The organism is Pseudomonas sp. LBUM1664 (genome assembly GCF_059695895.1).
Map to the genome: position 1 here is coordinate 4238476 of NZ_CP166791.1, position 20655 is coordinate 4259130.

Below are 20655 nucleotides of genomic sequence, written 5' to 3' on the forward strand. Positions count from 1 at the left end.
TGACGAGATGAACGCCAGATTGCTTGTCCTGCTGTTGCTGCCGCTTGCCGGTTGCTCCAGCAACACCGACACCCGCTCGATGCCGGTGCAGATCCTCACGGCCGCATCGGCCAACGCCCAGGCCACCGACATGCCACGGGTCGAACAGACCCTGCGGCCCCAGGACGTGCTGGATGTGATCTTTCACATCAGTACCAGCGGCTCCCAGGCCTATCGCGTGCAGCAGGGCGACCAGGTTGCCCTGAACTTCACCGCCGCCAGCCAGCTCAACGGCACGCAACTGGTGCTGCCCGACGGCACCATCGAACTGCCGGGAGCCAACACCTCGGTAAAGGTCGCCGGGCTGACCACTGACGAAGCCCGCCTGGCGGTGCAGCGTGCCTATGATCAGAAAATGCTGTTTCAGCCCAATCGCAACCAACTGACGGTGCTGGTGACCAGCCCGCTGACCTACGAGACGAACCTCAAGAACACCTTGACCCATCCGGCTACCGGCATGGGCCGGGAGATCATCGTGGGCAACGACGGTTATGCGAGCTTTCCCGAAATCGGCTCCGTGCCGCTGCAAGGCATGACCGTCAATCAGTTGGAAACCTTCCTCAATGAGCGCTACGCCCAACTGCCGGGGCACATGACCGTCGACGTGCTGCTCAAGTCCACCGCCGGCAACGAAATTTTTGTACTCGGCGAAGTCGCCCAACCCGGCTCCTATCCGATCCGGCGACCGGTCTCGGTCCTTGAAGCACTGACCATGGCCCGTGGTTCGAACATCAAGGCGCGGCTCGACTCGGTGGTGATCATGCGCCGCAACGGCAATCAGGTTGAAGCGCGCAACTATGACGTGGAGAAAGCGCTGGGCGGTGACGCGACACAAATCGCCTACCTGCAACCGGACGACATGCTCTACGTGCCCAAAACAAAACTTGCCAGCGCCGGAGAACTGGCCCGGCAACTGGCCGACGTGGTGCTGTTCCAGGGCATGGGGCTCAGCTTCAGCTACCGCGTCGACAACAAAGGCGGCGACAACAACTGAGGAGACGGATCATGAACCCCAAGGAAAACTATCTGCATGAGTTCTTCAGGATTTTCTTCGCCAATAAGCAATGGGTGAAGCGCATCTTCCTGATCTTCGCCGTGATCGCCCTGGTGTTGCCGTTGATGCTCAAGCAGAGCTTCGATATCACCGCCCAGGTCATCGTGCAGTCGAAAAAACTCTCCCAGGGCGACGCCACCACGTCGCTGAACCAGGAAAATGCCACCTTCATTCCACCGTCGCTGGCGGACATGGAAACCGAGACCAATATCCTGCGCTCGCCGGCACTGGTCCGGCAGACCATCAGCGCCCTGCGCGAGGAGGACGAATACACCCCCAGCCCCGGTATCTTCGACAAATGGGTGGGCGATCCGCTCAGTCGCTACATCACCACGCCGCTGCGCAAATATGTCGTCAACCCGCTGCGCGATAGCCTGGGACTGGAGGTCGATCCGGTGCGCGACACGACGCTCGACACACTGACCGAAGAAGCCATCCAGAACCTGAAGATCGAGACCCTGCCCGGCTCCAACGTCATTTCCATCGTCTATAGCTTCGGCGACCCGGCCCAGGGCACCCGCTTCGTGGCGCAACTGCTGCAGAACTACCTCACTGGCCGCCAGAACCTGCAATCGATTGATCTACCGCAGGCCTTCTACGAACAGAAGAAAACCCAATACCAGACGCGCCTCGACGGCCTGGAAAGCTCGCGCCTGGCATTGCTTGAAGGCGCCAGCTCGTCTGACCCCAAAGAAGAAATCACCTTCCGCCTCAATGCCATCAACACCGAAGAGCAGGCCCTGAACCAGTACCAGGATCGCCTGCTGCAAAGCCAGCGCTGGCTCGATTACCTCAAGACCAGCCTGGCGGCGGCGAACAGCTCTCGGGGCGCCGACTACACCTTCCCTTTCACCTTCACCACCACCGTGGACAACATTGCCTTCGAAGACCGGGAAATCAAACAACTGGGTGAGCAACTGACCGGCCAGGTCAGCCACTACATAAATGACCTGGCGATCTTCCAGCCCGGCAGCGAACCGATGCTCCTGGCCCGGGAACAAATTGGCCGGACCCGCCAACAGTTCCTGAAAGTAGTGGGCAACCGGATCCAGGAACGCAGCAATGACCTGGCAGTGGTCAGCTCGGTGATCGATCAGAAGACCGAGCGCATCGCGGCATTCAAGGAACGCATCCATCAGTTGCAGGAAACCCAGAGCAAACTGCGGCAGATGGACACCGAGATCGACGCCCTGCATGCAGCGTTCTCCACCTACGCTCAACGGTTCGCCGAAGCCAGCACCGCCCGTTCGCTGGACAACGATCTGTCCAACGCCCGGATCTTGAGCCCGCCGTTCGAACCGACCGCCCCGGCATTTCCCAAGCCGATGCTGATCATTGCGTTCGGCCTGTTCAGCGGTTTGCTGCTGGCGATCGCCCTGGTCTACGTGCGTGAGTTCTTTGACCATCGCTTCAAACATCCGGCGCAGATTGGCCAGCAACTGGATGTACCGGTGCTGTTGGTGATCAACGAACAGTCCCCCGACCAAACCAACCCACACCGCAACTGGAGCCTGCCCAGTCTTGTCCATTGGGTGCGCAATTGAACGCCCCCTTCGGCCCGCCCCACAGCAGCGTCCCGTCGATCATTCATTTGCTCGACAGCGGCGGTTTCTATGGGGCCGAGCGGATGTTGCTCGATCATTGCCAGGCCACGCCGGGGCAGCACCTGGTGCTGTTCCTGGCGGCGCCGCCGGACTTGATCACGCGCTTTCGCCAGGCCGGGGTCGATTGCCACCACTGCGACAGTTGGGCCGAACTGTTGCGGCACTTGCGCCGACGACGGGACCAGCGGCCACTGATCAACACCCACAACTTCAAAGGCCTGTTGTTCGGCTGGGCCGCTGCCACGCTGCTGCGCCTGCCACTGGTCATTACCCAACACGGCTTTACGCCGCGCAGCCCCAAGCAGCGTTTCTACACGTGGCTGAGCCTGCAACTGTGCCGCACCGCATCGGTCAAGCGGGTGGTCTGCGTGGCCGAAAGCATCGCCGCGCTGCACCGCCAGGCCAGTGTACGGGCGGAAAAACTCGATGTGATCCCCAACGGCCTGCCGACGCCCACGGCACCGCTGGTCCATCGCGACGACGGGCAGCGCTGGCGGGTCGGCTACGTCGGCCGTTTGAGCAGTGAAAAAGGTCCGGATCTGTTCCTCGACGCCATGATTCCCCTGTGCCAGCGACATTCATCGCTGCACGCGGTGATGCTCGGCGACGGCCCGGAACGCCAGGCCCTGCTCAAGCGCATTGTCGAAACCGGACTGCAACGGCGCATCGTACTGCCCGGTTATCAGACCGACATGAACGCCTGGTGGCGCAGTCTTGATGCACTGGTGATCAGCTCACGTACCGAAGGCACGCCAATGATTCTGCTCGAGGCCATGCAAGCCGGTGTGCCGGTGGTGGCGTTCAGCGTCGGCGGCATTCCCGATGTACTGCAGGACCGCCACAACGGCCTGCTCGCGGCACCGGCCGACAGCACCGGACTGGCTGCGCAGATCGAAACGCTGTTCAGCGAACCGGCCCTGGCGCGAATCCTGGCTGACAACGCTCGCCGCACCCAACGGGACCGCTACGACCTTCGAGCGCTGGCCGAACGCTGGTCGCAGCTCTACATCCGCACGGCACGGGAGGCTCACTCATGATTGTCCCGCTCTCGATTGTCAGTCTGCTGGGCCTGGTCTGCCTGATGTTGCTGGCCAGCCCTTATCCGTACCTGGCGCCGGGGGCGGTGCTGGGCCTGGTGGGCGTCGCCGTGTTGTATCGCAAGCCCGGCTGGGGCTTGCTGGGCATCGCTGCGATGGTGCCATTCGAAGGTCTGTTCACGGGCAGCGCCTTTTCCGCCAACAAGTTCTTCGGCCTGGCAATGGTGCTGATCCTGATGCTGCAGTTGTCCTTGCACCAGATTCCCGGGGCGCGCTTGCGCAGCAATATCTGGCGCCCGCTGATCGGCTTCATGACGCTGTATGGCCTGAGCTTGTTGCTGTCGGAGGACATGGGCGAGTCCTTGACTCAATTTCGCGAATTAGGGGTGGGGCTGATTCTGTTCGTGATCACCCTGCTGGTCGGTCGCGAACTGAATCTGGATATGTTCTGTCGTCTACTGACGTTGAGCGTTACCACCACCTGTTTGCTAGCGATGTTTTCGACCAAATACCAGGAACAGGGCCGTGCGTCCGGCCTGCTGGAAGACCCGAACACCTTTGCCCTGCTGATTGCCTTTACCGTGCCGCTGGCGCTGCTGCTAGTGGTGCGCAGCCGGAACCTGTTGCACCGGTTGTTCTGGGGCGGATGTTTAATTCTGTTACTCAGCGGCATGATCAAGACCGACTCGCGTTCCGGGCTGGTGGTGCTGTTGCTCAGCCTGCTGATCGGCCTCTATCACTATCGCGCACAACTGCCACGTATCCGACCACGGCATCTGGGCTTTGCCATGCTTGGGCTGACGATCGCGATTCCCCTGGTGATCGCGGTAATGCCGGCCAGCTATGTGGCGCACATCGAATCGTTGAGTTTCCTCAGTGCCGGCGCCACTGCCCGCAAGGATGAGTCGTTGGGCCGCCGCGCCTCGTACATCGTGGTCGGCAGCCAGATGATCCGCGAAAACCCGGTGCTCGGCACGGGCCCGGGGACTTTTCCCCAGCACTACGCACCCACCGGCTACGCCAAGACGTTCTCGGTCAATGGCAAGCCGGAGAATCTGTATCGCCAGGCCCATAACACCTACCTGGAAATCTTCAGTGAAATCGGCATCCCGGGCGGGCTGATGTTCGTCGGCATGCTTGGCCTGGGCCTGTACAACCTGCTACGCGCTCGCCGGCTTTGGCTGCAGCGCCGGGACTGGGTGCAGGCGGACCTGATGACGCACCTGGGCGTGAGTTTCCTGTCGCTGACGCTGTTCTTGATGTTCCTCAGCGCCCAGAACCATAAGTTGCTGTGGATCACGCTCGCCCTCACCAGCGTGTTACGCAACGAAGCCGAACAGACCGAGCCACGGGGGCCCCGCCCATGAGCCGCGTCAGCATTGTGATCCCAATGTACAACGAGGCCCGGCACATCGGCCGTACGCTGCTGGCGGCGCAAGAAGCCGCCCGCCAGGCGCAACTGGAATGCGAGTTGATCGTGGTGGACAACGGGTCCGACGACCATGGCCCGCGAATCGCCAGCGAACTGGGAGCTCGGGTGCTGATCGTGCCCGGCGTGCACATCGGCGCCCTGCGCAACCGCGGTGCAGCCAGCGCCAGCGGTGAATGGCTGACGTTCATCGACGCCGACATAGAAATGCCCGCCAACTGGCTCAAGCTGTTGTTGGAACTGGAGGGCCACCAGGGCGATGTGCTGGCCTTGGACCTGGACACCCCCAAGCAGGCACCGTGGTTCGCCGAAGCCTGGCAGCGGCGTAGCCAGCGTCCGGGTTCCCACCGCTTGCACCGAGTGCAGTGGCTGCCCAGCGCCAATCTGTTAATGCATCGTTCGTGGTTTGAACGGGTCGGCGGCTTCGACGAAACCCTGCGCACCGGCGAAGACAAAGATCTCTCCCTGCGCCTGTGCAAGGCCGGTGCGCAATTGCTGTTGGTCAATGAAAGCGTGGCCCTGCACTGGGGCTATGAAGGCAGTTGGCGCGAGTGGATAAGCAAGGAATTGTGGCGCCAGGGCAGCCATCTGCAATTGCTGCGCAGCCACGGCCCGAGCCTGCGCCTGCTGCGTTTTCCGGCGCTGTCCATCGGCACCTGGGGGCTGGATCTTCTTGCACTGCTCGCCCTGCTTCAGGGCCACCCGCGCCCTGGCCTGATGCTGTTGCTGATCACCTCGTTGCCGCCCCTCCTCCTCAGCTCGCGCCAAAGTCGGCGTGACCCGCGCCTGACGCTGCAATTGTGGGCCTTGCATGGAATACGACTGCACCTGACCGGCGCGGCTTTGCTTCTCAACTTTTGTCATTGGAACATCAGGAGACCTGCCCGTGGCTAAACTCATCTACTGGTTGTGCCTGTTGCTGCCGGTGTATGCCTACCTCGGTTATCCCCTGATGTTAAGCCTGCTGATGCCGCTGTTTCCGGTCCGGCGCTACGGCGTGGCGTTGCCGATGGACATCAGCATTGTCATCGCCGCGCACAACGAGGCGCGGCACATCGAAGCGAAACTGCACACCTTGCTGGCCCAGGATTATCCGGCGCGCTCGCTGCAGATCATTCTTGCCAGCGACGGTTCCAGTGACGACACGGTGGCCTGCGCGCGCAAGGTGATCGATCCGCGCATCACCGTGCTCGACCTGCCACGCCAAGGCAAGGCTGCCACCCTCAATACAGCGGTGACCCACAGCCGCGGCGAAATCCTGGTGTTCACCGACGCCGACAACCAATGGGCCGCCGATACCCTCGGCCATTTGCTCGCGCCGTTGGGCGATCCGGAAGTCGGCGCCTGTGCCGGGCACATGGAAATCCCTGTGCCGGGCAAGGGCCTGAGCCTGGGCGACAGCCTGTATCGGCATTACGAAGGTTGGCTGCGTGGGGTGGAGAGCCGTACCGATTGCCTGGTCTCTGCCGACGGCGCCCTGCTGGCCCTGCGCCGGGCGTTGTTTGAGCCAATACCGGCGCAGGTCAACGACGATTTTTTCCTCAGCACCTGCGCGCCGGCGGCGGGCAAGTCCATCGTCTATGCGCCACGGGCCCGGGTGACCGACCAGGGTGTGGACGAGGCCGACAAGCAGTTTCGCCGGCGCCAGCGGGTCACCGTCGGTGGGCTGCAAAGCCTGGCCCAGCGCCGGGAACTGCTCAATCCCCTGCATTACGGGCTCTACGCCATCGGGCTGATCAGCCACAAACTGATTCGCCGCCTGACGCCGGTGTTGCTGCTGCCGCTGTTGCTCAGCAATGCATGGCTGTGGAACGCCCATGGGTTCTATCGCCTGAGCCTGGTGGCGCAACTGCTCGGTTACGCCATGGCGCTGGCCGGGCTGATGGACGTGGGTCACCGTTTGCCCAAGCCCTTTCGCCTGGCCGCGTTCGTCCTGGTCACGCTGGCGGGCATGAGCATCGGGCTGTGGCAGTTCCTGCGGGGCCAGCGTTACAGCCAATGGAACCCCGAGCAGAACCGTTAAGGAGGATGGCCGATGTCAATCAAACACGTCTTCAAGCGCACCGGCGGCTGGCTGTACCTGAACACCCCCCTGGGCCGCAACCCGTTACGTGGCAGCGGTGTGATCCTGATGTTGCACCGGGTCCTGAGCAACGATCGCGCCGCCGAACTGCCCCATCGCAACGAATTGTGCGTGGGCCCCGAAGCCTTCGAGCACTTGCTGATCTGGCTGCTGCGGCATTTCGAATGCGTGCCCCTGATGACCCTGCTGCTGGCCGATCCCGAAAGCGTTCCGGACCGCCCACGGGTAGCCCTGACCTTCGACGATGGCTGGCGCGACAACGCCATGAACGCCTTTCCCTTGCTGCGCCAATACCAGGTGCCGGCGAGTATTTTTTTGTCCACCGATTTCATCGGCAGCCGCCAGCACTTCTGGTGGGAAAGCATCGGCGAGACCCTCTGGGGCAGCCACGGCAAAGCGGCGCGGTATACGCTGATCGAGCACTTGCAACACATCGGCAGGCCGTTACCGGTGATGCTCGACGACCTGGATGTCCATCGTCGCAGCCTGTCGCTGGTGCACTACCTGCAAAGCCTCAAGACCCTCGAACCGCAGGTCTTGAACGACCTCACCAAAGTCTGCCCGGCTGCCGCCCAACCTCAAGCGCTGGACTGGTCTCAGGTACGCATGCTGGAAGATTCCGGACTGATCCGCTTCGGCCCTCACGGCGCCAGCCACGCCATTCTCACCGGGCTGGACGACCAGCACCTGCACGAAGAACTGACCCGCAGCCGCGCGGCCCTGGAAAACGGCTGCGCGCAACCGCTGCCGGTGTATTGCTACCCCAACGGCAATCACGACGCCCGGGTTCGCCAGCAGGTGGCGGCCCACGGCTTTCCCTTTGCCCTGGGCGCCGAGACCGGGCTGTATCGCAACGACGGCGATCCGTTGAACCTGCCGCGCTTCGGCGTCAGTCAACGCAGCGCCCATTACCCAGAGTTGCTGGCCTGGCGCATTCGCCGAGGAGCACGCCCATGAGCCGCGGCCAGTACCTCAAACACCTGGTGCTGAGCGTGGGCACGCGCCTGGCGATGATCGGCGTGCGCCTGCTGCGCAACGTGTTGCTGGCACGGATTCTGGGGCCCAGCGAACGCGGGCTGTTTGCATTGCTGAGCGCCCTGCCTGACCTGATCAGCGCCGGCACCAGCGGCGGCCTGAATGCCGCCGTGGGTTATCAGGCAGCGCAGCAGCGCTCGATGGGGCTGCTGCTCAGCCAAGTGCTGGTATTCGGTTGCCTGTTGGCCGGTTTACTGACGGTGCTGCTGGTGGCGCTGGTGCGCGAGTTCGGCGGTGAACTGGACATCACCACACAGTTGGGGTTGTTGGCTTGGCTGCTATTGCTGGCCGTACCGTTGGCCGTGCTCAAGAGCGGCCTGCTGACGCTGCATAATGCTTCCGGCGGCGTGGTGGCCTTCAATGCCTTGCGGCTGATGGAGTCCCTGGCGCCGCTGGTGCTGTTCCTGGCGTTGTTCTGGATGTGGAAAGACGAAGCCCTGGAAGCAGCGCTGATCAGTTGGTTGGCGGGCCTGAGCCTGGTGGTGCTGGCCGGTTGGGTCTGGCTGCGACGCAATCAGGAGGTGACCCTGCAATGGGATCGCTCCAGCCAGCGCGAACTGCTGCGCTACGGTGCCCGCAGCCATCCGGACCTGCTGTTCCAGCAAGTGATGCTGCGCTCAGACTACCTGTTCATCGGCGCCCTGCTGGGCAGCACCGCGTTGGGTCACTACGCCATGGCCAGCGCCGCCGCCGAACTGCTGTTGATCGTGCCAGAAGCCGTCACCACGCCGCTGATGAAACGCCTGTTGCAACAAGAAACCGAAATGAAGCGCCTGACCCCCATGGCCCTGCGCCTGACCGCCACGGTGATGCTCGCCGCCTGCCTGAGCATGGCACTGATTGGTGAATGGCTGATCGTCACGCTGTTCGGCGTCGCCTACCAACCGGCTTATCCCGCCTTGCTGGCGCTGCTGCCGGGGCTGTTCGGGCTGTGCTACGCGAGCATCCTGCGCTTGGATCTGCTGGGTAAAAACCGGCCCGGCAGTGTTTCGTTGCTGATGGGTTGGGGCGCGTTAGTGAACCTGGCATTGAACCTGATCCTGATTCCACGCTACGGCATCGTCGGAGCCGCCGCCGCCTCTTCGATCGCCTATCTAGGGGTGACCCTGGCGATGCTGGCGATGTATTGCCACCTCAGTGGCGTGGCGCTGTGGAAGACGCTGATCATCCTGCCCAGCGACCTGTTGCCAATGCGCAAAATTCTGCAGGGGAAATCCACATGAATGCCTATATCACTCGTCAACCCGCCATCGCCAGCACAAGGAAATCACCTGACCCTGCGGGAGCGAGCCTGCTCTCGATGAGATCGACCTGGACACAGAAGGGCAGGCAGTGGTGGACATTGGGCGCATGCCTGTGCCTTTGGGGCCTGGCTTCTTCGGCCCATGGCGCATCCATGGAATGGGCGGGCATTCGCGACGGCAGTCTGTACCTGCAGACCGACCGCCCCGACCGCGTGACCGTGCGCTGGGTGCCGGTCTGGCAGGCCGACGCCAACGCAGAACACCTGTACCTGCTGGACGGCCAAGGGCGCCTGGCGGGTGAGCGCTTGATCAAGGCGTCCCAGGAAAGTGGCGAACAGCAGTGGCCGTTGCTACCAGGGGCCGCCAGCTATCGGTTGGAAATTCCCGGCTACAGTTTCCGCCGCTACACCGTCGAGCACGATGCGCACACCCTGGCCCTGTTCGCTCCGGCCAAGGTGCACTTCAGTGTCGAAGCCCGTGACGGCGATGCGCTGTATTTCAAGATCGCGGCGGGCGAGCGGGCAGTGCTGGCGGGCAAGTTCCACGGCGGTGTGCAAGGCCTGCAAGCCCAACGCGTGGCAGACGGCAAACAGTTGCAACTGGACCTCAAGCCGTATCCTGCCTATTGGCAGTTCGATCAAGTGGCACTGCCCGTCGCCAACGTCGAGCAAATCTGGCGCCTCCACTTACAGGGCAATGGCAAGGCTGCTTTCTGGCTGGACGGCACCGCCAACCTGTTCGCCCAGGACCCGGCGCAACTGCAACCGCTGCGCCAGAACCCGGGGCAGACCCATCTGACTCTCTACAGCAATGTTCTCGGACCGACACCAAAGCTGGGAATCGCCCTTCCCTACGAGATGCCTCCGCCGTCGAGCTACGCCGCACTCGATGCCCTTAAACCCCAGGCGGCTGTTTATTACAGCGTGGTCGATATCACCGCCGACAGGCCAAACTACGAAGATCATTTCCGGCGTCTGTATCAGGACCGTTTCGGCATCACCCGGGACATCACCCTGCTGGCCGGCAGCCAACGCAAGGCCGACCTGCGGGCCGACCGGATTAGCAATAAAGGTTTGCAGGCCTGGCTCGCGTCGACTCGCGCGCTGGGCGGCAGAGGTATCCACTACCTCAGTTTCGCCGATGAGCCGAATCTCAACTACGCCGACTTCGCCAGCTACCAGCAACTGTTCGACAGCATGGTCGGCCAGGTCCGCGCCAACCCCGCCAACGCCCGCGCAGGGGTTCGCATCGTCATACCGGCCAGTTCCCGATTCATGAATGGCCCCTTTGCCGAACACGCCGCCAACAGGCGCGGCATCGACTGGGCGCGGCGCTTGCTGGCCAAATCCGGCAACCAGATCGACGCCCTGGCCTGGCATGAATGGATGGTCCGCGACCTGCTGGCCACCCGAACCTACCGTTCCAGCGTGCGCCGGGCCGCCGGCCTGGTGGGCCTGGATAACAAGGGCCGGCCGCGCAAGGCCTTGCTGCTGGACCAGACCAACATGTCCAGCGGCTCAAGCTTGAGCCCCTACGACCAAGAAACCCACTACGCAGCCCTGTGGTGGACGTCCGTGGTGATCAATGCCTCTGCCGACGGCCTGCTGGACATGCTCAACTGGTTCATGGCCGCCGACGAAACGGACTACCCCAAGGGCATGATTCGCGTCCTGGCAAACGAGCGCTTCGAACTCAAACCGGTGGGCCTGGCCCAGCAATTCATCCAGCAGCACTGGCTCGACCAGGTACTGCGCCTGGATAACGATGCCTTCGAAGTCGACGTATTGGCCATGGCCACTGGCACACGACGTAGCCTGCTGGGCGTGAACAAAGGCACTCGTACGCAAGAGGTCAGCCTCGACGGCGCGCTCTGCCCGCAGGAACCGGTCGACCTGGTGTATTTCGGCCCGGACAACCACAGCCGTAGCGCTCCGTTCATCTGCAAAGACGGACAGATCCGTTTTTTCCTGCCAGGGGAAACCCTGTTTGCCCTGAGTTGGAGTACGTCATGGCCCCTTCTTTTCCCCCAAACCGCCCGTCAGGAAGTAGCGCCATGAACCTTCTACAAAAACTGCTTGATCGCATTCAGAAGAAAGGCTTGCGCACCGTCCTCAAACAGTTGTTCAACCGCTTCGTATTTTCCCACTCACAATTGGTGTGGTTCGAGCGCGATCTGGTCAGCCCGCTGCGACCGCACGACTTCAAACCCCACTCACCGTTGCGCCGCGAATTCATCACCACTCACAACGCCGATGCCTTCGCCACCCACTTTGGCGACCGCGTCGAAACCATGCGCGAACTGGCTGCCGAAGGCCACACCGGGATCATGTACCTGGACGACAAGGGCGATACCGTGGTCTTTATCTTGGGTAGCACCCGCGATTATTTCGACCGCCATTTCTACCGCTGTCGGTTTGCGATCAAGCCGGGGGAATTTTTCGAGTTCGGCGGTGAAGTGATGCATGCCTACTGGGGCACCCGGATGTCGGAGATCATGCAACTGGACCTATGGAAAATCATGGCGGACAAGGGCTGCAATAAAGTAGTCGATGTCTGCGATCGACAGAACATTGCAGCGGTCAAGATGCACCTGCGCATGGACTATCTGGAGCGTGGCCAGATCACCCATGTGTATTGCCTGTTTGGCCGCTGGCGCTTTTTCCGCAACACCCTCTACACCGGCTCGATACTGGACATCTTTCGCAAACCGGCACCGCCGGCTGCAACAGCTACGACGGACTGATGCCGATGGCGATCCGATTCCAGTGGCACCGTTCCTTGAGCGCGGCGCAGTTTCCGATAACGGCTTATGAGCAGCTGCGAACCCAAGTGGCCGATACAACGCCGTTCAACACCCTGGCCTGGCTGCAAGCGGCGGAGTTTGCGCTGCTGCCCGATCAGCAACTGCATGTGTTGCTCGGCTGGCAAGACCAGACGCTGCGCCTGTGCCTGCCGTTGGTATCGGGTCGTGAACGTATCGGAGGGCTGCGGTTTCGGGTGTTACGTCATTTGGGCTATCCAATGGCCGACCGCATCGCATTGCTGGTGCGACTGGACGCCGACGACATGCGCCAGGCGCTGATGCAGATCCGTCAGCACCTGCCCCACGCGTTGCTTCAATTGAATGAAGTGTCCGAACCGGTCGGTGAGCAAAGCGCTCTCAGCGCCTGGATGGCGTTGAGTTCCACTGGGGAACGGCGGCTCAGTTGCCGGGTGCCAGTGCATTTGATCAGCGACAGTGACCGTCAGGAAATCTCCGGCGCGCCGCGCTACAAGCTGCGTCGGGCACGCAAACGGATCACCGCATGCGGTGCCCAGATCCGCCGGGTGACGCCAGATGGCATCAGCATGGGGCCGCTGTTGCGAACCCTTGCCGAAGTCGAGGCCGCCAGCTGGAAAGGTGAAGAAGGCGTCGGCATCTTCGCCGATCCCAGGCGTCGGCAATGGATGAACCACGCCTTCACCGCCCTCGCCGACAAAGGCCTGGTGCGGGTGGTGATGATGGAGCTGGAAGGACACTGCATCAGCTACCGCCTGGGCCTGCTGGACCAGGGACGGCTGTACGACTACAACCTGGCGTTCCTGCCGCAGCATGCCGACCTGGGCAGCGGCCGAGTACTGCTCGAAGAATGGATTCGCTGGGGGCTGGACCACAACTGGCATTGGGTTGATGCGTCGCGGGTCAGCCTGGAGAATTCCAGCCACCAGTTACATGAACGCATGACCGGACAACTGGAGCACTGGCGCTGGAGTTTTTATTCGTGGCAGCCCAGTGGCCTGGCGCTGGGGTTCGCCTTGCGGCTATGGAAAAGCCTCAAGCCATGGCGTGGCAAGCGTCCAAGCGAACCAACCGCGACAACGGTTTCATCCTCTATCCTCGAGAGCCCGGAGAACGTGTATGCCTCGCCAAGTGATAGTCAACGCTGACGATTTCGGGCTCAACCTCAGCGAAAATGCAGTGATCCTGCGGGCCTTCGAGGCAGGCGTGATCAGTTCTGCCACGGTCATGGCCAACATGCCGGCTTTTGAGCAAGCCTGTGAGCTGGCCCGGCAGCCGCTGCTCAATGGGCGCGTCGGCCTGCATTTGAACCTCACCTACGGCGCACCACTGAGCCAAGCGATCGCATCACGACCGGCGTTTTGCAATGCCAACGGCGAGTTCGACCTCAACGTGTCGCGTTACTGTTTACGCCTCGGCGCAAAGGACCTGACGGCCCTGCAAAACGAAATCCAAGCCCAATGGCAACGCTGCCTGGACCACGGCCTGCGCCCCAGCCATCTCGACTCCCATCAACACGTGCACAACATCTGGCCCATCGGCGAACTGGTGGCCCGCTTCGCCGCCCGGCACCGCGTGCCCTTACGACTGGCGCGTAACCTGGGGGCCAACCTGACCATGCCCAAGCGCCTCTTCAAGACTCTGCTCAACCGTCGCCTGCGCCATCTGTGTGGTTCGACAGCCGATTACGTCTGCACACCCGCCGACCTGCAGCACGCCGCACCACCGGAACACGGCTCGCTTGAAGTGATTACTCATCCATCGCAACTGGACGGGGATTTTGGCGATCTCAGCCTGGCCTCAGGGACCTCACTCACCCAAGTGCTGCACAAGCGCCTGGCGGGCGTGCCGAAGGTGGCGTATAGCAACGCGGGGCTGGTGTTGGCCGAATAAGAGGATTTGCAGTGGCCGGCCGAACGCAAAAATGCACCGACGATTCTCTACTTGCATGAAGTTCGCTGGAATTTGATCGGCCAGTTGATAGCGGTGGGTCAGCTTGCATCGGTCTTGAATGTGCTGCCGTCATCGCGAGCAGGCTCGCTCCCACAGTTTTTCGGGGTGTTCAACTCCAATTCCTTGCCACAGTGCAGGCAAAAAAACGGCACCTTTCGGTGCCGTTCGCGTTTCGTCGTTCGGGCGTTTACTTGCGTGCCGCCGCCCACGATTTCAGCAGTTCGTTGTAGTTCACCGTTTCGCCTTTAGGCTTCTCGTTCGCCAGTTTCGGTTTCGGTGCGCCCGGTTGGTCGAACCAGTATTGCGCGTCGCGCTCGGGGTTCATTTTCGGGGCGCAGGTGGCCTGGGCCTTGGAGCGTTCCAGGCGGGTCATGATCGCGTCCTGATCCTTGGCCAGGCCGTCGAGCGCCTGTTGCGGAGTCTTCTCGCCACTGGCGGCTTCGGCGATGTGGCTCCACCACAGCTGCGCGAGACGCGGATAGTCCGGCACGTTGGTCCCGGTCGGGGTCCATTGCACACGGGCCGGGCTGCGGTAGAACTCCACCAGGCCACCGAGTTTCGGCGCCAGGTCGGTCAAGGCCTGGGAGTTGATGTCCGACTCACGAATCGGCGTCAGACCGACGATGGTTTTCTTCAGCGACACGGTTTTCGAGGTCACGAACTGCGCATAAAGCCAAGCCGCGAGTTTCTGTTTCTCAGGCGTGGACTTCATGAACGTCCAGGAACCCACGTCCTGATACCCCAGCTTCATGCCCTCTTCCCAATACGGACCGCGTGGCGAAGGCGCCATGCGCCATTTCGGCGTGCCATCGGCGTTCACCACGGGCAGGCCCGGTTTGGTCATGTCGGCGGTGAAGGCGGTGTACCAGAAAATCTGCTGGGCGATGTTGCCCTGGGACGGCACCGGGCCGGATTCAGAGAAGGTCATGCCCGCCGCTTCCGGTGGCGCATACTTCTTCATCCATTCCACGTATTTGGTGGTTGCGAACACGGCCGCAGGGCCGTTGGTATCGCCGCCGCGGGTCACGCTGGAGCCGACCGGGTGGCAGTCTTCGACGCGAATGCCCCACTCGTCCACCGGCAAGCCGTTGGGCAAGCCCTTGTCGCCGCCACCGGCCATGGAGAACCAGGCATCGGTGAAGCGCCAGCCCAGGGATGGATCTTTCTTGCCGTAGTCCATGTGGCCGTAGATACGCTTGCCGTCGATTTCCTTGACGTCTTCGGAGAAGAACTTGGCGATGTCTTCATAGGCCGACCAGTTCACCGGGACACCCAGCTCGTAGCCGTATTTTTCCTTGAACTTGGCCTTCAGGTCCGGACGCTCGAACCAGTCGGCGCGGAACCAATACAGGTTGGCGAACTGCTGGTCAGGCAGTTGATAGATCTTGCCGTCCGGCGCAGTGGTGAAGGAGATGCCGATGAAGTCCTTGATGTCCAGGGTCGGCGAAGTGTAGGCCTTGCCTTCGTTGGCCATCAGGTCGGTGATCGATTCAGTCTTGCCGTAGCGAAAATGTGTACCGATCAGGTCCGAGTCGTTGACCCAGCCGTCGTAGATGTTCTTGTCCGACTGCATCTGGGTCTGCAGCTTCTCCACCACGTCGCCTTCCTGAAGCAGGTCGTGGGTCAGCTGGATCCCGGTGATTTCGGCGAAGGCCTTGGCCAACACCTTGGACTCGTATTCGTGAGTGGTGAGGGTTTCCGACACCACGTTGATTTTCATACCGCGAAACGGCTCGGACGCCTTGATGAACCACTTCAGTTCTTCGAGCTGCTGCTCAGCTGTCAGGGTCGACGGCTTGAATTCACTGCCGATCCATTTTTTAGCCGCGTCTTCATAGGCGTCGGCCCAGGCCGCAGCACTCAGCCCGCTGAGTGCCAGCATCGCTGCCAATGAAACGCTATGTCGCAGCTTATTGTTTTTATCGAACATAGAGACCTCCTGTTTGGGTTTAAGAGCCTGATCGTCGAACCTTCGACGTGGCCTGTACGGTTAATTTGAGTGCACGAATTAGCCACACAGGCCACTTAGCCCCACCGCATCACTGCCAACAGCCACACCAAAGACAACGCGAACGCTATCCAGATGCTCCAGTCGGTCACGCCGATTACCAGCAGATGCAAGTAGGCGCTACCGAGAAGACCGATAAACAACCGATCGCCACGGGTGGTGACAATCGGCAAGAAACCGCGCCGAGGGATGCTCGGCGAACGCAGTTCCCACGTGGTCATGCCTGCCAACAGCAAGGCGATGCCCCCAAAGAAGGCCGCCGTGGGGGCGGTCCAGTTCATCCATTCCATCATCGACTCCTCAGACCCGGCCCAGGGCAAAGCCCTTGGCCACGTGGTTGCGAACGAACCAGATCACCAGCATGCCCGGCAGGATGGTCAACACCCCCGCTGCCGCCAGCACGCCCCAATCGATACCGGATGCCGACACGGTACGGGTCATGACCGCCGCGATCGGCTTGGCATTCACCGAGGTCAACGTCCGGGCCAGCAACAGTTCGACCCAGGAAAACATGAAGCAGAAAAACGCCGTGACACCGATGCCGGAGCCGATCAATGGGATAAAAATCTTCACGAAAAACTTGGGAAAACTGTAGCCGTCAATGTAGGCAGTCTCGTCAATTTCTTTCGGCACCCCGGACATGAAGCCTTCGAGGATCCACACCGCCAACGGTACGTTGAACAGGCAATGGGCCAGGGCCACGGCGATGTGGGTGTCGAACAACCCGATGGACGAATACAGCTGGAAAAACGGCAACAGGAACACCGCAGGTGGCGCCATGCGGTTGGTGAGCAACCAGAAGAACAGGTGCTTGTCTCCCAGGAACCGATAGCGGGAAAACGCATAGGCCGCCGGCAGTGCCACGCTCAGGGAAATCACCGTGTTCAGGCTTACGTAGTACAGCGAGTTCAGATAACCGGTGTACCAGCTCGGGTCGGTGAAGATCACCTTGTAGTTATGGAAAGTGAAATCCTGGGGCCACAGGGTCAGGCTGCCGAGGATCTCGGTGTTGCTCTTGAACGACATGTTCAGCAGCCAGTAAATGGGCACCAGCAGGAACAGAATGTAGATCAGCAACGGAATCAGCTTTTTCTTGCTCATCGTGCGGGCCTCAACGGTTGGCGTCGGAGTGAGTCATGGCGGTGTAGAACAGCCACGACACCAACAGAATGATCAGGAAGTACACCAGGGAAAACGCTGCCGCCGGGCCCAGGTCGAATTGGCCGATGGCCATCTGCGTCAGGGTCTGGCTCAGGAACGTGGTGGCGTTACCCGGCCCGCCGCCCGTGAGCACGAACGGCTCGGTGTAGATCATGAAACTGTCCATGAAGCGCAGCATCACGGCAATCAGCAGCACGCTCTTCATCTTCGGCAATTGGATGTGCCGGAACACCGCCCAGCTGGAAGCCCGGTCAATCCGCGCGGCCTGGTAATACACATCCGGAATCGCCCGCAGCCCCGAGTAGCACAGCAGCGCGACCAACGAAGTCCAGTGCCAGACGTCCATCACCAGCACCGTGACCCAGGCGTCCATGGTGTTGGCCGCATAGTTATAGTTGATGCCCATGGCGTTGAGCGTCGAGCCCATCAGACCGATGTCGGCGCGGCCGAAAATCTGCCAGATAGTGCCCACCACGTTCCATGGAATCAGCAATGGAATCGCCAGGATGATCAGCACCAGGGACGACCATTTGCCCTTGGTCGGCATGGTCAGGGCGATGGCGATGCCCAGGGGGATTTCGATCAGCAGCACGCACGCCGAGTAGATGAACTGGCGCAACAGCGAGTCGTGCAGCCGTGGATCCAGCAGCACTTGCCTGTACCAGTCGGCGCCGACGAAGTAGCGGCTGGACTGGTCGAAGATGTCCTGCACCGAATAGTTGACCACGGTCATCATCGGGATCACCGCACTGAAGGCCACCAGCAAAAACACCGGTAACACCAGCCACCAGGCCTTGTTGTTCTGCACCTTGTTCATGGCTGCACCTCGTTCAACGGTTCCAGCAAGTATTCGTCGGCATAAACCATCAGCCATTGGGCCGGGAAACTGATGTATGCCGTGCCTTCCGGCACCGGTTTGTCTTCGGCCAGACGCACCTTGATCGGCGCACCATCGAGCTTGAGGGTCAGGATCTTGTAGGTGCCCAGGTCTTCGACATGTACGACGTCGGCTCGCATCGCGTCGTCGTAAGGCCCGTCCCAGACGTGAACGAACTCCGGACGAATACCGACCTTCAGGCTCTTGCCTTGAGCCTCGACGATGCGCTGTTGCAAGGTCGAGGACAGGGGCAAATGGGTCGATCCGAAACCGACGCCACCGGGTTGCGCCGTGACCTCGATCAGGTTCATCCCCGGGCTGCCAATGAAATAGCCGACAAAGGTGTGGCTCGGGCGCTCGAACAAGTCCCGGGGCGTGCCGAATTGCACGATCTGGCCGCCATACATCACCGCGATCTTGTCGGCGAAGGTGGACGCCTCCAACTGGTCATGGGTGACGTAGACCATGGTGATGTTGAACTGCTCGTGGATCTGCTTGAGCTTGCGCCGCAGTTTCCATTTCAGGTGCGGGTCGATCACCGTCAGCGGTTCATCGAACAGGATCGCCGACACATCGTCGCGCACCAACCCACGGCCCATGGAGACTTTCTGTTTTTCATCGGCGGTGAGGTTGCGGGCCTTTCTGTCCAGCAGGCTCTGCAAGTCCAGGACTTCGGCGATTTCCTGCACCTTGGTGCGAATTTTCGCCTCGGCCATGCCCTGGTTGCGCAGCGGGAAAGCCAGGTTGTCAAACACCGTCATGGTGTCGTACACCACCGGGAACTGAAACACCTGGGCAATGTTGCGATGCTCCGGGGTCAGGTCGTTGACGACTTTGCTGTCGAACATCACCTGCCCTTCGGAGGGGCTGAGCAGTCCGGAAATAATGTTGAGCAAGGTGGATTTCCCGCAACCCGAGGGCCCGAGCAATGCATAGGCGCCGCCCTGCTCCCAGATGTGGTTCATCTCGCGGATTGCGTAATCCTCTGGGCCCGCCGGGGTGCTGGTGTAGCTGTGGGCGAGGTTCTGCAAACGAATTTCAGCCATCAGGCAACCCTCGCAATACGCAGGCTCGGGGCCTGGACCAGCTTGCCTTGAGCATCGAAGACAAACAGTTTATGGGTCGGAATGTAGATGCGGATCGGCGCGTCCACGTCGTACTCGTGCACGCCAGGCAAATGCAGCACCAGCAGGAAATGCTCGTTGCGCACATGCAGGAAAGTTTCCGAGCCGCTGATCTCCGCCACCTCGACGGTCACCGCCAGTTCCAGGTCGTCGTCGTTGCTCGGCACCAGGGAGATATGGCTGGGGCGCACACCGAAGCGGAACTCGCCCTCGCCCACTGGACGCAGGTCGACGTTCAGCGGGAAGTGCACGAAATTGGCGAAGCTGACTTCATTGCCGACGATGCGTCCCGGCATGAGGTTGATGGGCGGTTCAGAAAACAGCTCGGCGGCCAGCACGGTTTGCGGCTGGTGATACACCGAAGACGATTTGCCGCTCTGGATCACCCGACCTTCATGCAGAATCGTCGTGGTGCCGCCCAGGGCCAGGGCTTCGTTGGGCTCGGTGGTGGCGTAGACGGCAATGGTGTGGCGCGCCTGGAACAGTTCGCGCATTTCCTGGCGAAGCTCTTCGCGCAGCTTGTAGTCCAGGTTCACCAGCGGCTCGTCGAACAGGATCAGTTCAGCGTCCTTGACCAGCGCCCGGGCCATGGCCGTGCGCTGCTGCTGGCCGCCGGACAACTCCAGCGGATGGCGCTGCAGGAATTTCTCGATCCGCAGCATCCTGGCGGTTTCCAGCACCTTGCTCTGGATCACCTCGTTGGACACACCGGCCTGGCGCAGCGGCGAGGCGATGTTTTCGAAAACGGTCATGGTCGGGTAGTTGATGAACTGCTGATAGACCATCGACACATTGCGCAGCCGCACCGGGCGCTGGGTGACGTCGACGCCGTTCATCAGGATGCGACCGCTATCGGGCTTGTCCAGTCCGGCCATCAGCCGCATGAGGCTGGTCTTGCCGGACAGCGTGCGGCCCAACAGAACGTTGAAGGATCCGGGTTCGAAACTCAGATTGGCATCGTCGACCCAGGTCTGGCCTTCGACGGTGCGACAGATGTGCTCAAGCTTTAATGACATGGCTCGGCCTTTTTATTATTTGGAGTCAAGCGACCCGAGCTTCAAAGCGAAAGCCGTGCCATAAATCACAAGCCATTGATAAGGCTGGCTTTTATTTCATTTTCAGGAAAATTGACATTCGTTGATGAACAGAAGTGAACAACCAGAAATGAACAATTGAACAGTGAACAACTTGACAATGAACAAATTTGAACAACACTGAATGGATGTTT

18 protein-coding genes and 1 pseudogene are annotated in these 20655 nt (G+C 61.2%); 13 read left to right on the top strand and 6 right to left on the bottom strand.

Going from position 1 to position 20655, the window contains the following annotated elements; translation table 11 throughout:
- Positions 1 to 7: 7 nt before the first annotated feature.
- The 13 genes and pseudogenes from ACA047_RS19525 to ACA047_RS19585 all read left to right on the top strand — a co-directional run.
- Complete coding sequence (locus tag ACA047_RS19525) at positions 8 to 1033, top strand: polysaccharide biosynthesis/export family protein (protein ID WP_497352069.1); 1026 nt, start codon at positions 8 to 10, stop codon at positions 1031 to 1033.
- A gap of 11 nt (positions 1034 to 1044) precedes the next feature.
- Positions 1045 to 2637: a GumC family protein gene (locus ACA047_RS19530; protein WP_497352071.1), complete on the top strand. Its 1593-nt coding sequence runs from the start codon at positions 1045 to 1047 to the stop codon at positions 2635 to 2637.
- Positions 2634 to 3734, top strand: coding sequence for a glycosyltransferase family 4 protein (locus ACA047_RS19535; protein ID WP_497352073.1), 1101 nt, complete (start codon positions 2634 to 2636; stop codon positions 3732 to 3734). The genes ACA047_RS19530 and ACA047_RS19535 overlap by 4 nt, the downstream gene beginning before the upstream one ends.
- The gene (locus ACA047_RS19540) at positions 3731 to 5101 is read left to right on the top strand and encodes an O-antigen ligase family protein (RefSeq protein WP_497352075.1); all 1371 of its coding nucleotides are present in this window, start codon (positions 3731 to 3733) and stop codon (positions 5099 to 5101) included. Before ACA047_RS19535 ends, ACA047_RS19540 begins: the two co-directional genes overlap by 4 nt.
- Positions 5098 to 6057: a glycosyltransferase gene (locus tag ACA047_RS19545; RefSeq protein ID WP_497352077.1), complete on the top strand. Its 960-nt coding sequence runs from the start codon at positions 5098 to 5100 to the stop codon at positions 6055 to 6057. Before ACA047_RS19540 ends, ACA047_RS19545 begins: the two co-directional genes overlap by 4 nt.
- Positions 6050 to 7186 (top strand): glycosyltransferase, encoded by a 1137-nt coding sequence (locus ACA047_RS19550; RefSeq protein WP_497352079.1) that lies wholly within the window; start codon positions 6050 to 6052, stop codon positions 7184 to 7186. The genes ACA047_RS19545 and ACA047_RS19550 overlap by 8 nt, the downstream gene beginning before the upstream one ends.
- 12 nt (positions 7187 to 7198) lie before the next feature.
- Positions 7199 to 8203, top strand: a complete 1005-nt coding sequence (locus tag ACA047_RS19555) for a polysaccharide deacetylase family protein (protein ID WP_497352081.1) — start codon at positions 7199 to 7201, stop codon at positions 8201 to 8203.
- Positions 8200 to 9504 (top strand): oligosaccharide flippase family protein, encoded by a 1305-nt coding sequence (locus ACA047_RS19560; protein WP_497352083.1) that lies wholly within the window; start codon positions 8200 to 8202, stop codon positions 9502 to 9504. Before ACA047_RS19555 ends, ACA047_RS19560 begins: the two co-directional genes overlap by 4 nt.
- A gap of 173 nt (positions 9505 to 9677) precedes the next feature.
- A complete protein-coding gene (locus tag ACA047_RS19565; protein WP_497352085.1) occupies positions 9678 to 11582 on the top strand; it encodes a hypothetical protein in 1905 nt (634 codons plus the stop codon).
- Complete coding sequence (locus ACA047_RS19570; protein WP_497352087.1) at positions 11579 to 12268, top strand: N-acetyltransferase; 690 nt, start codon at positions 11579 to 11581, stop codon at positions 12266 to 12268. Before ACA047_RS19565 ends, ACA047_RS19570 begins: the two co-directional genes overlap by 4 nt.
- 5 nt (positions 12269 to 12273) lie before the next feature.
- Positions 12274 to 13452, top strand: a complete 1179-nt coding sequence (locus ACA047_RS19575; RefSeq protein ID WP_497352089.1) for a GNAT family N-acetyltransferase — start codon at positions 12274 to 12276, stop codon at positions 13450 to 13452.
- The gene (locus tag ACA047_RS19580) at positions 13424 to 14197 is read left to right on the top strand and encodes a carbohydrate deacetylase (RefSeq protein ID WP_497352091.1); all 774 of its coding nucleotides are present in this window, start codon (positions 13424 to 13426) and stop codon (positions 14195 to 14197) included. Before ACA047_RS19575 ends, ACA047_RS19580 begins: the two co-directional genes overlap by 29 nt.
- A 12-nt stretch (positions 14198 to 14209) precedes the next feature.
- Positions 14210 to 14302 (top strand): annotated as a pseudogene (locus ACA047_RS19585) (alpha/beta hydrolase); the annotation flags it as partial.
- A 142-nt stretch (positions 14303 to 14444) separates the two neighbouring features.
- Here the strand turns inward: ACA047_RS19585 and ACA047_RS19590 are convergent.
- The 6 genes from ACA047_RS19590 to ACA047_RS19615 all read right to left on the bottom strand — a co-directional run bounded on the left by ACA047_RS19590 (position 14445) and on the right by ACA047_RS19615 (position 20443).
- Complete coding sequence (locus ACA047_RS19590; protein ID WP_497352093.1) at positions 14445 to 16187, bottom strand: ABC transporter substrate-binding protein; 1743 nt, start codon at positions 16185 to 16187, stop codon at positions 14445 to 14447.
- Between the two features lie 95 nt (positions 16188 to 16282).
- Positions 16283 to 16555, bottom strand: a complete 273-nt coding sequence (locus ACA047_RS19595; RefSeq protein WP_497352095.1) for a DUF2160 domain-containing protein — start codon at positions 16553 to 16555, stop codon at positions 16283 to 16285.
- A 10-nt stretch (positions 16556 to 16565) separates the two neighbouring features.
- On the bottom strand, positions 16566 to 17366 hold the full coding sequence (locus tag ACA047_RS19600; RefSeq protein WP_497352097.1) for a carbohydrate ABC transporter permease: 801 nt from the start codon (positions 17364 to 17366) through the stop codon (positions 16566 to 16568).
- A 10-nt stretch (positions 17367 to 17376) separates the two neighbouring features.
- Positions 17377 to 18243: a carbohydrate ABC transporter permease gene (locus tag ACA047_RS19605; RefSeq protein ID WP_497352099.1), complete on the bottom strand. Its 867-nt coding sequence runs from the start codon at positions 18241 to 18243 to the stop codon at positions 17377 to 17379.
- Complete coding sequence (locus ACA047_RS19610; RefSeq protein WP_497352101.1) at positions 18240 to 19349, bottom strand: ABC transporter ATP-binding protein; 1110 nt, start codon at positions 19347 to 19349, stop codon at positions 18240 to 18242. The genes ACA047_RS19605 and ACA047_RS19610 overlap by 4 nt, the downstream gene beginning before the upstream one ends.
- Entirely contained in the window at positions 19349 to 20443 is a 1095-nt protein-coding gene (locus tag ACA047_RS19615; protein ID WP_497352103.1) for an ABC transporter ATP-binding protein, read from the bottom strand. The genes ACA047_RS19610 and ACA047_RS19615 overlap by 1 nt, the downstream gene beginning before the upstream one ends.
- Between the last annotated feature and the right edge of the window lie 212 nt (positions 20444 to 20655).

Excerpts from the sequence above, each read along its gene's own strand:
- ACA047_RS19525 (WP_497352069.1), top strand. The coding sequence starts at position 8 with ATGAACGCCAGATTGCTTGTCCTGCTGTTGCTGCCGCTTGCCGGTTGC.
- ACA047_RS19530 (WP_497352071.1), top strand. The coding sequence starts at position 1,045 with ATGAACCCCAAGGAAAACTATCTGCATGAGTTCTTCAGGATTTTCTTC.
- ACA047_RS19540 (WP_497352075.1), top strand. The coding sequence starts at position 3,731 with ATGATTGTCCCGCTCTCGATTGTCAGTCTGCTGGGCCTGGTCTGCCTG.
- ACA047_RS19545 (WP_497352077.1), top strand. The coding sequence starts at position 5,098 with ATGAGCCGCGTCAGCATTGTGATCCCAATGTACAACGAGGCCCGGCAC.
- ACA047_RS19555 (WP_497352081.1), top strand. The coding sequence starts at position 7,199 with ATGTCAATCAAACACGTCTTCAAGCGCACCGGCGGCTGGCTGTACCTG.
- ACA047_RS19560 (WP_497352083.1), top strand. The coding sequence starts at position 8,200 with ATGAGCCGCGGCCAGTACCTCAAACACCTGGTGCTGAGCGTGGGCACG.
- ACA047_RS19565 (WP_497352085.1), top strand. The coding sequence starts at position 9,678 with ATGGAATGGGCGGGCATTCGCGACGGCAGTCTGTACCTGCAGACCGAC.
- ACA047_RS19570 (WP_497352087.1), top strand. The coding sequence starts at position 11,579 with ATGAACCTTCTACAAAAACTGCTTGATCGCATTCAGAAGAAAGGCTTG.
- ACA047_RS19575 (WP_497352089.1), top strand. The coding sequence starts at position 12,274 with ATGGCGATCCGATTCCAGTGGCACCGTTCCTTGAGCGCGGCGCAGTTT.
- ACA047_RS19580 (WP_497352091.1), top strand. The coding sequence starts at position 13,424 with ATGCCTCGCCAAGTGATAGTCAACGCTGACGATTTCGGGCTCAACCTC.
- ACA047_RS19590 (WP_497352093.1), bottom strand. The coding sequence starts at position 16,187 with ATGTTCGATAAAAACAATAAGCTGCGACATAGCGTTTCATTGGCAGCG.
- ACA047_RS19595 (WP_497352095.1), bottom strand. The coding sequence starts at position 16,555 with ATGGAATGGATGAACTGGACCGCCCCCACGGCGGCCTTCTTTGGGGGC.
- ACA047_RS19600 (WP_497352097.1), bottom strand. The coding sequence starts at position 17,366 with ATGAGCAAGAAAAAGCTGATTCCGTTGCTGATCTACATTCTGTTCCTG.
- ACA047_RS19605 (WP_497352099.1), bottom strand. The coding sequence starts at position 18,243 with ATGAACAAGGTGCAGAACAACAAGGCCTGGTGGCTGGTGTTACCGGTG.
- ACA047_RS19610 (WP_497352101.1), bottom strand. The coding sequence starts at position 19,349 with ATGGCTGAAATTCGTTTGCAGAACCTCGCCCACAGCTACACCAGCACC.
- ACA047_RS19615 (WP_497352103.1), bottom strand. The coding sequence starts at position 20,443 with ATGTCATTAAAGCTTGAGCACATCTGTCGCACCGTCGAAGGCCAGACC.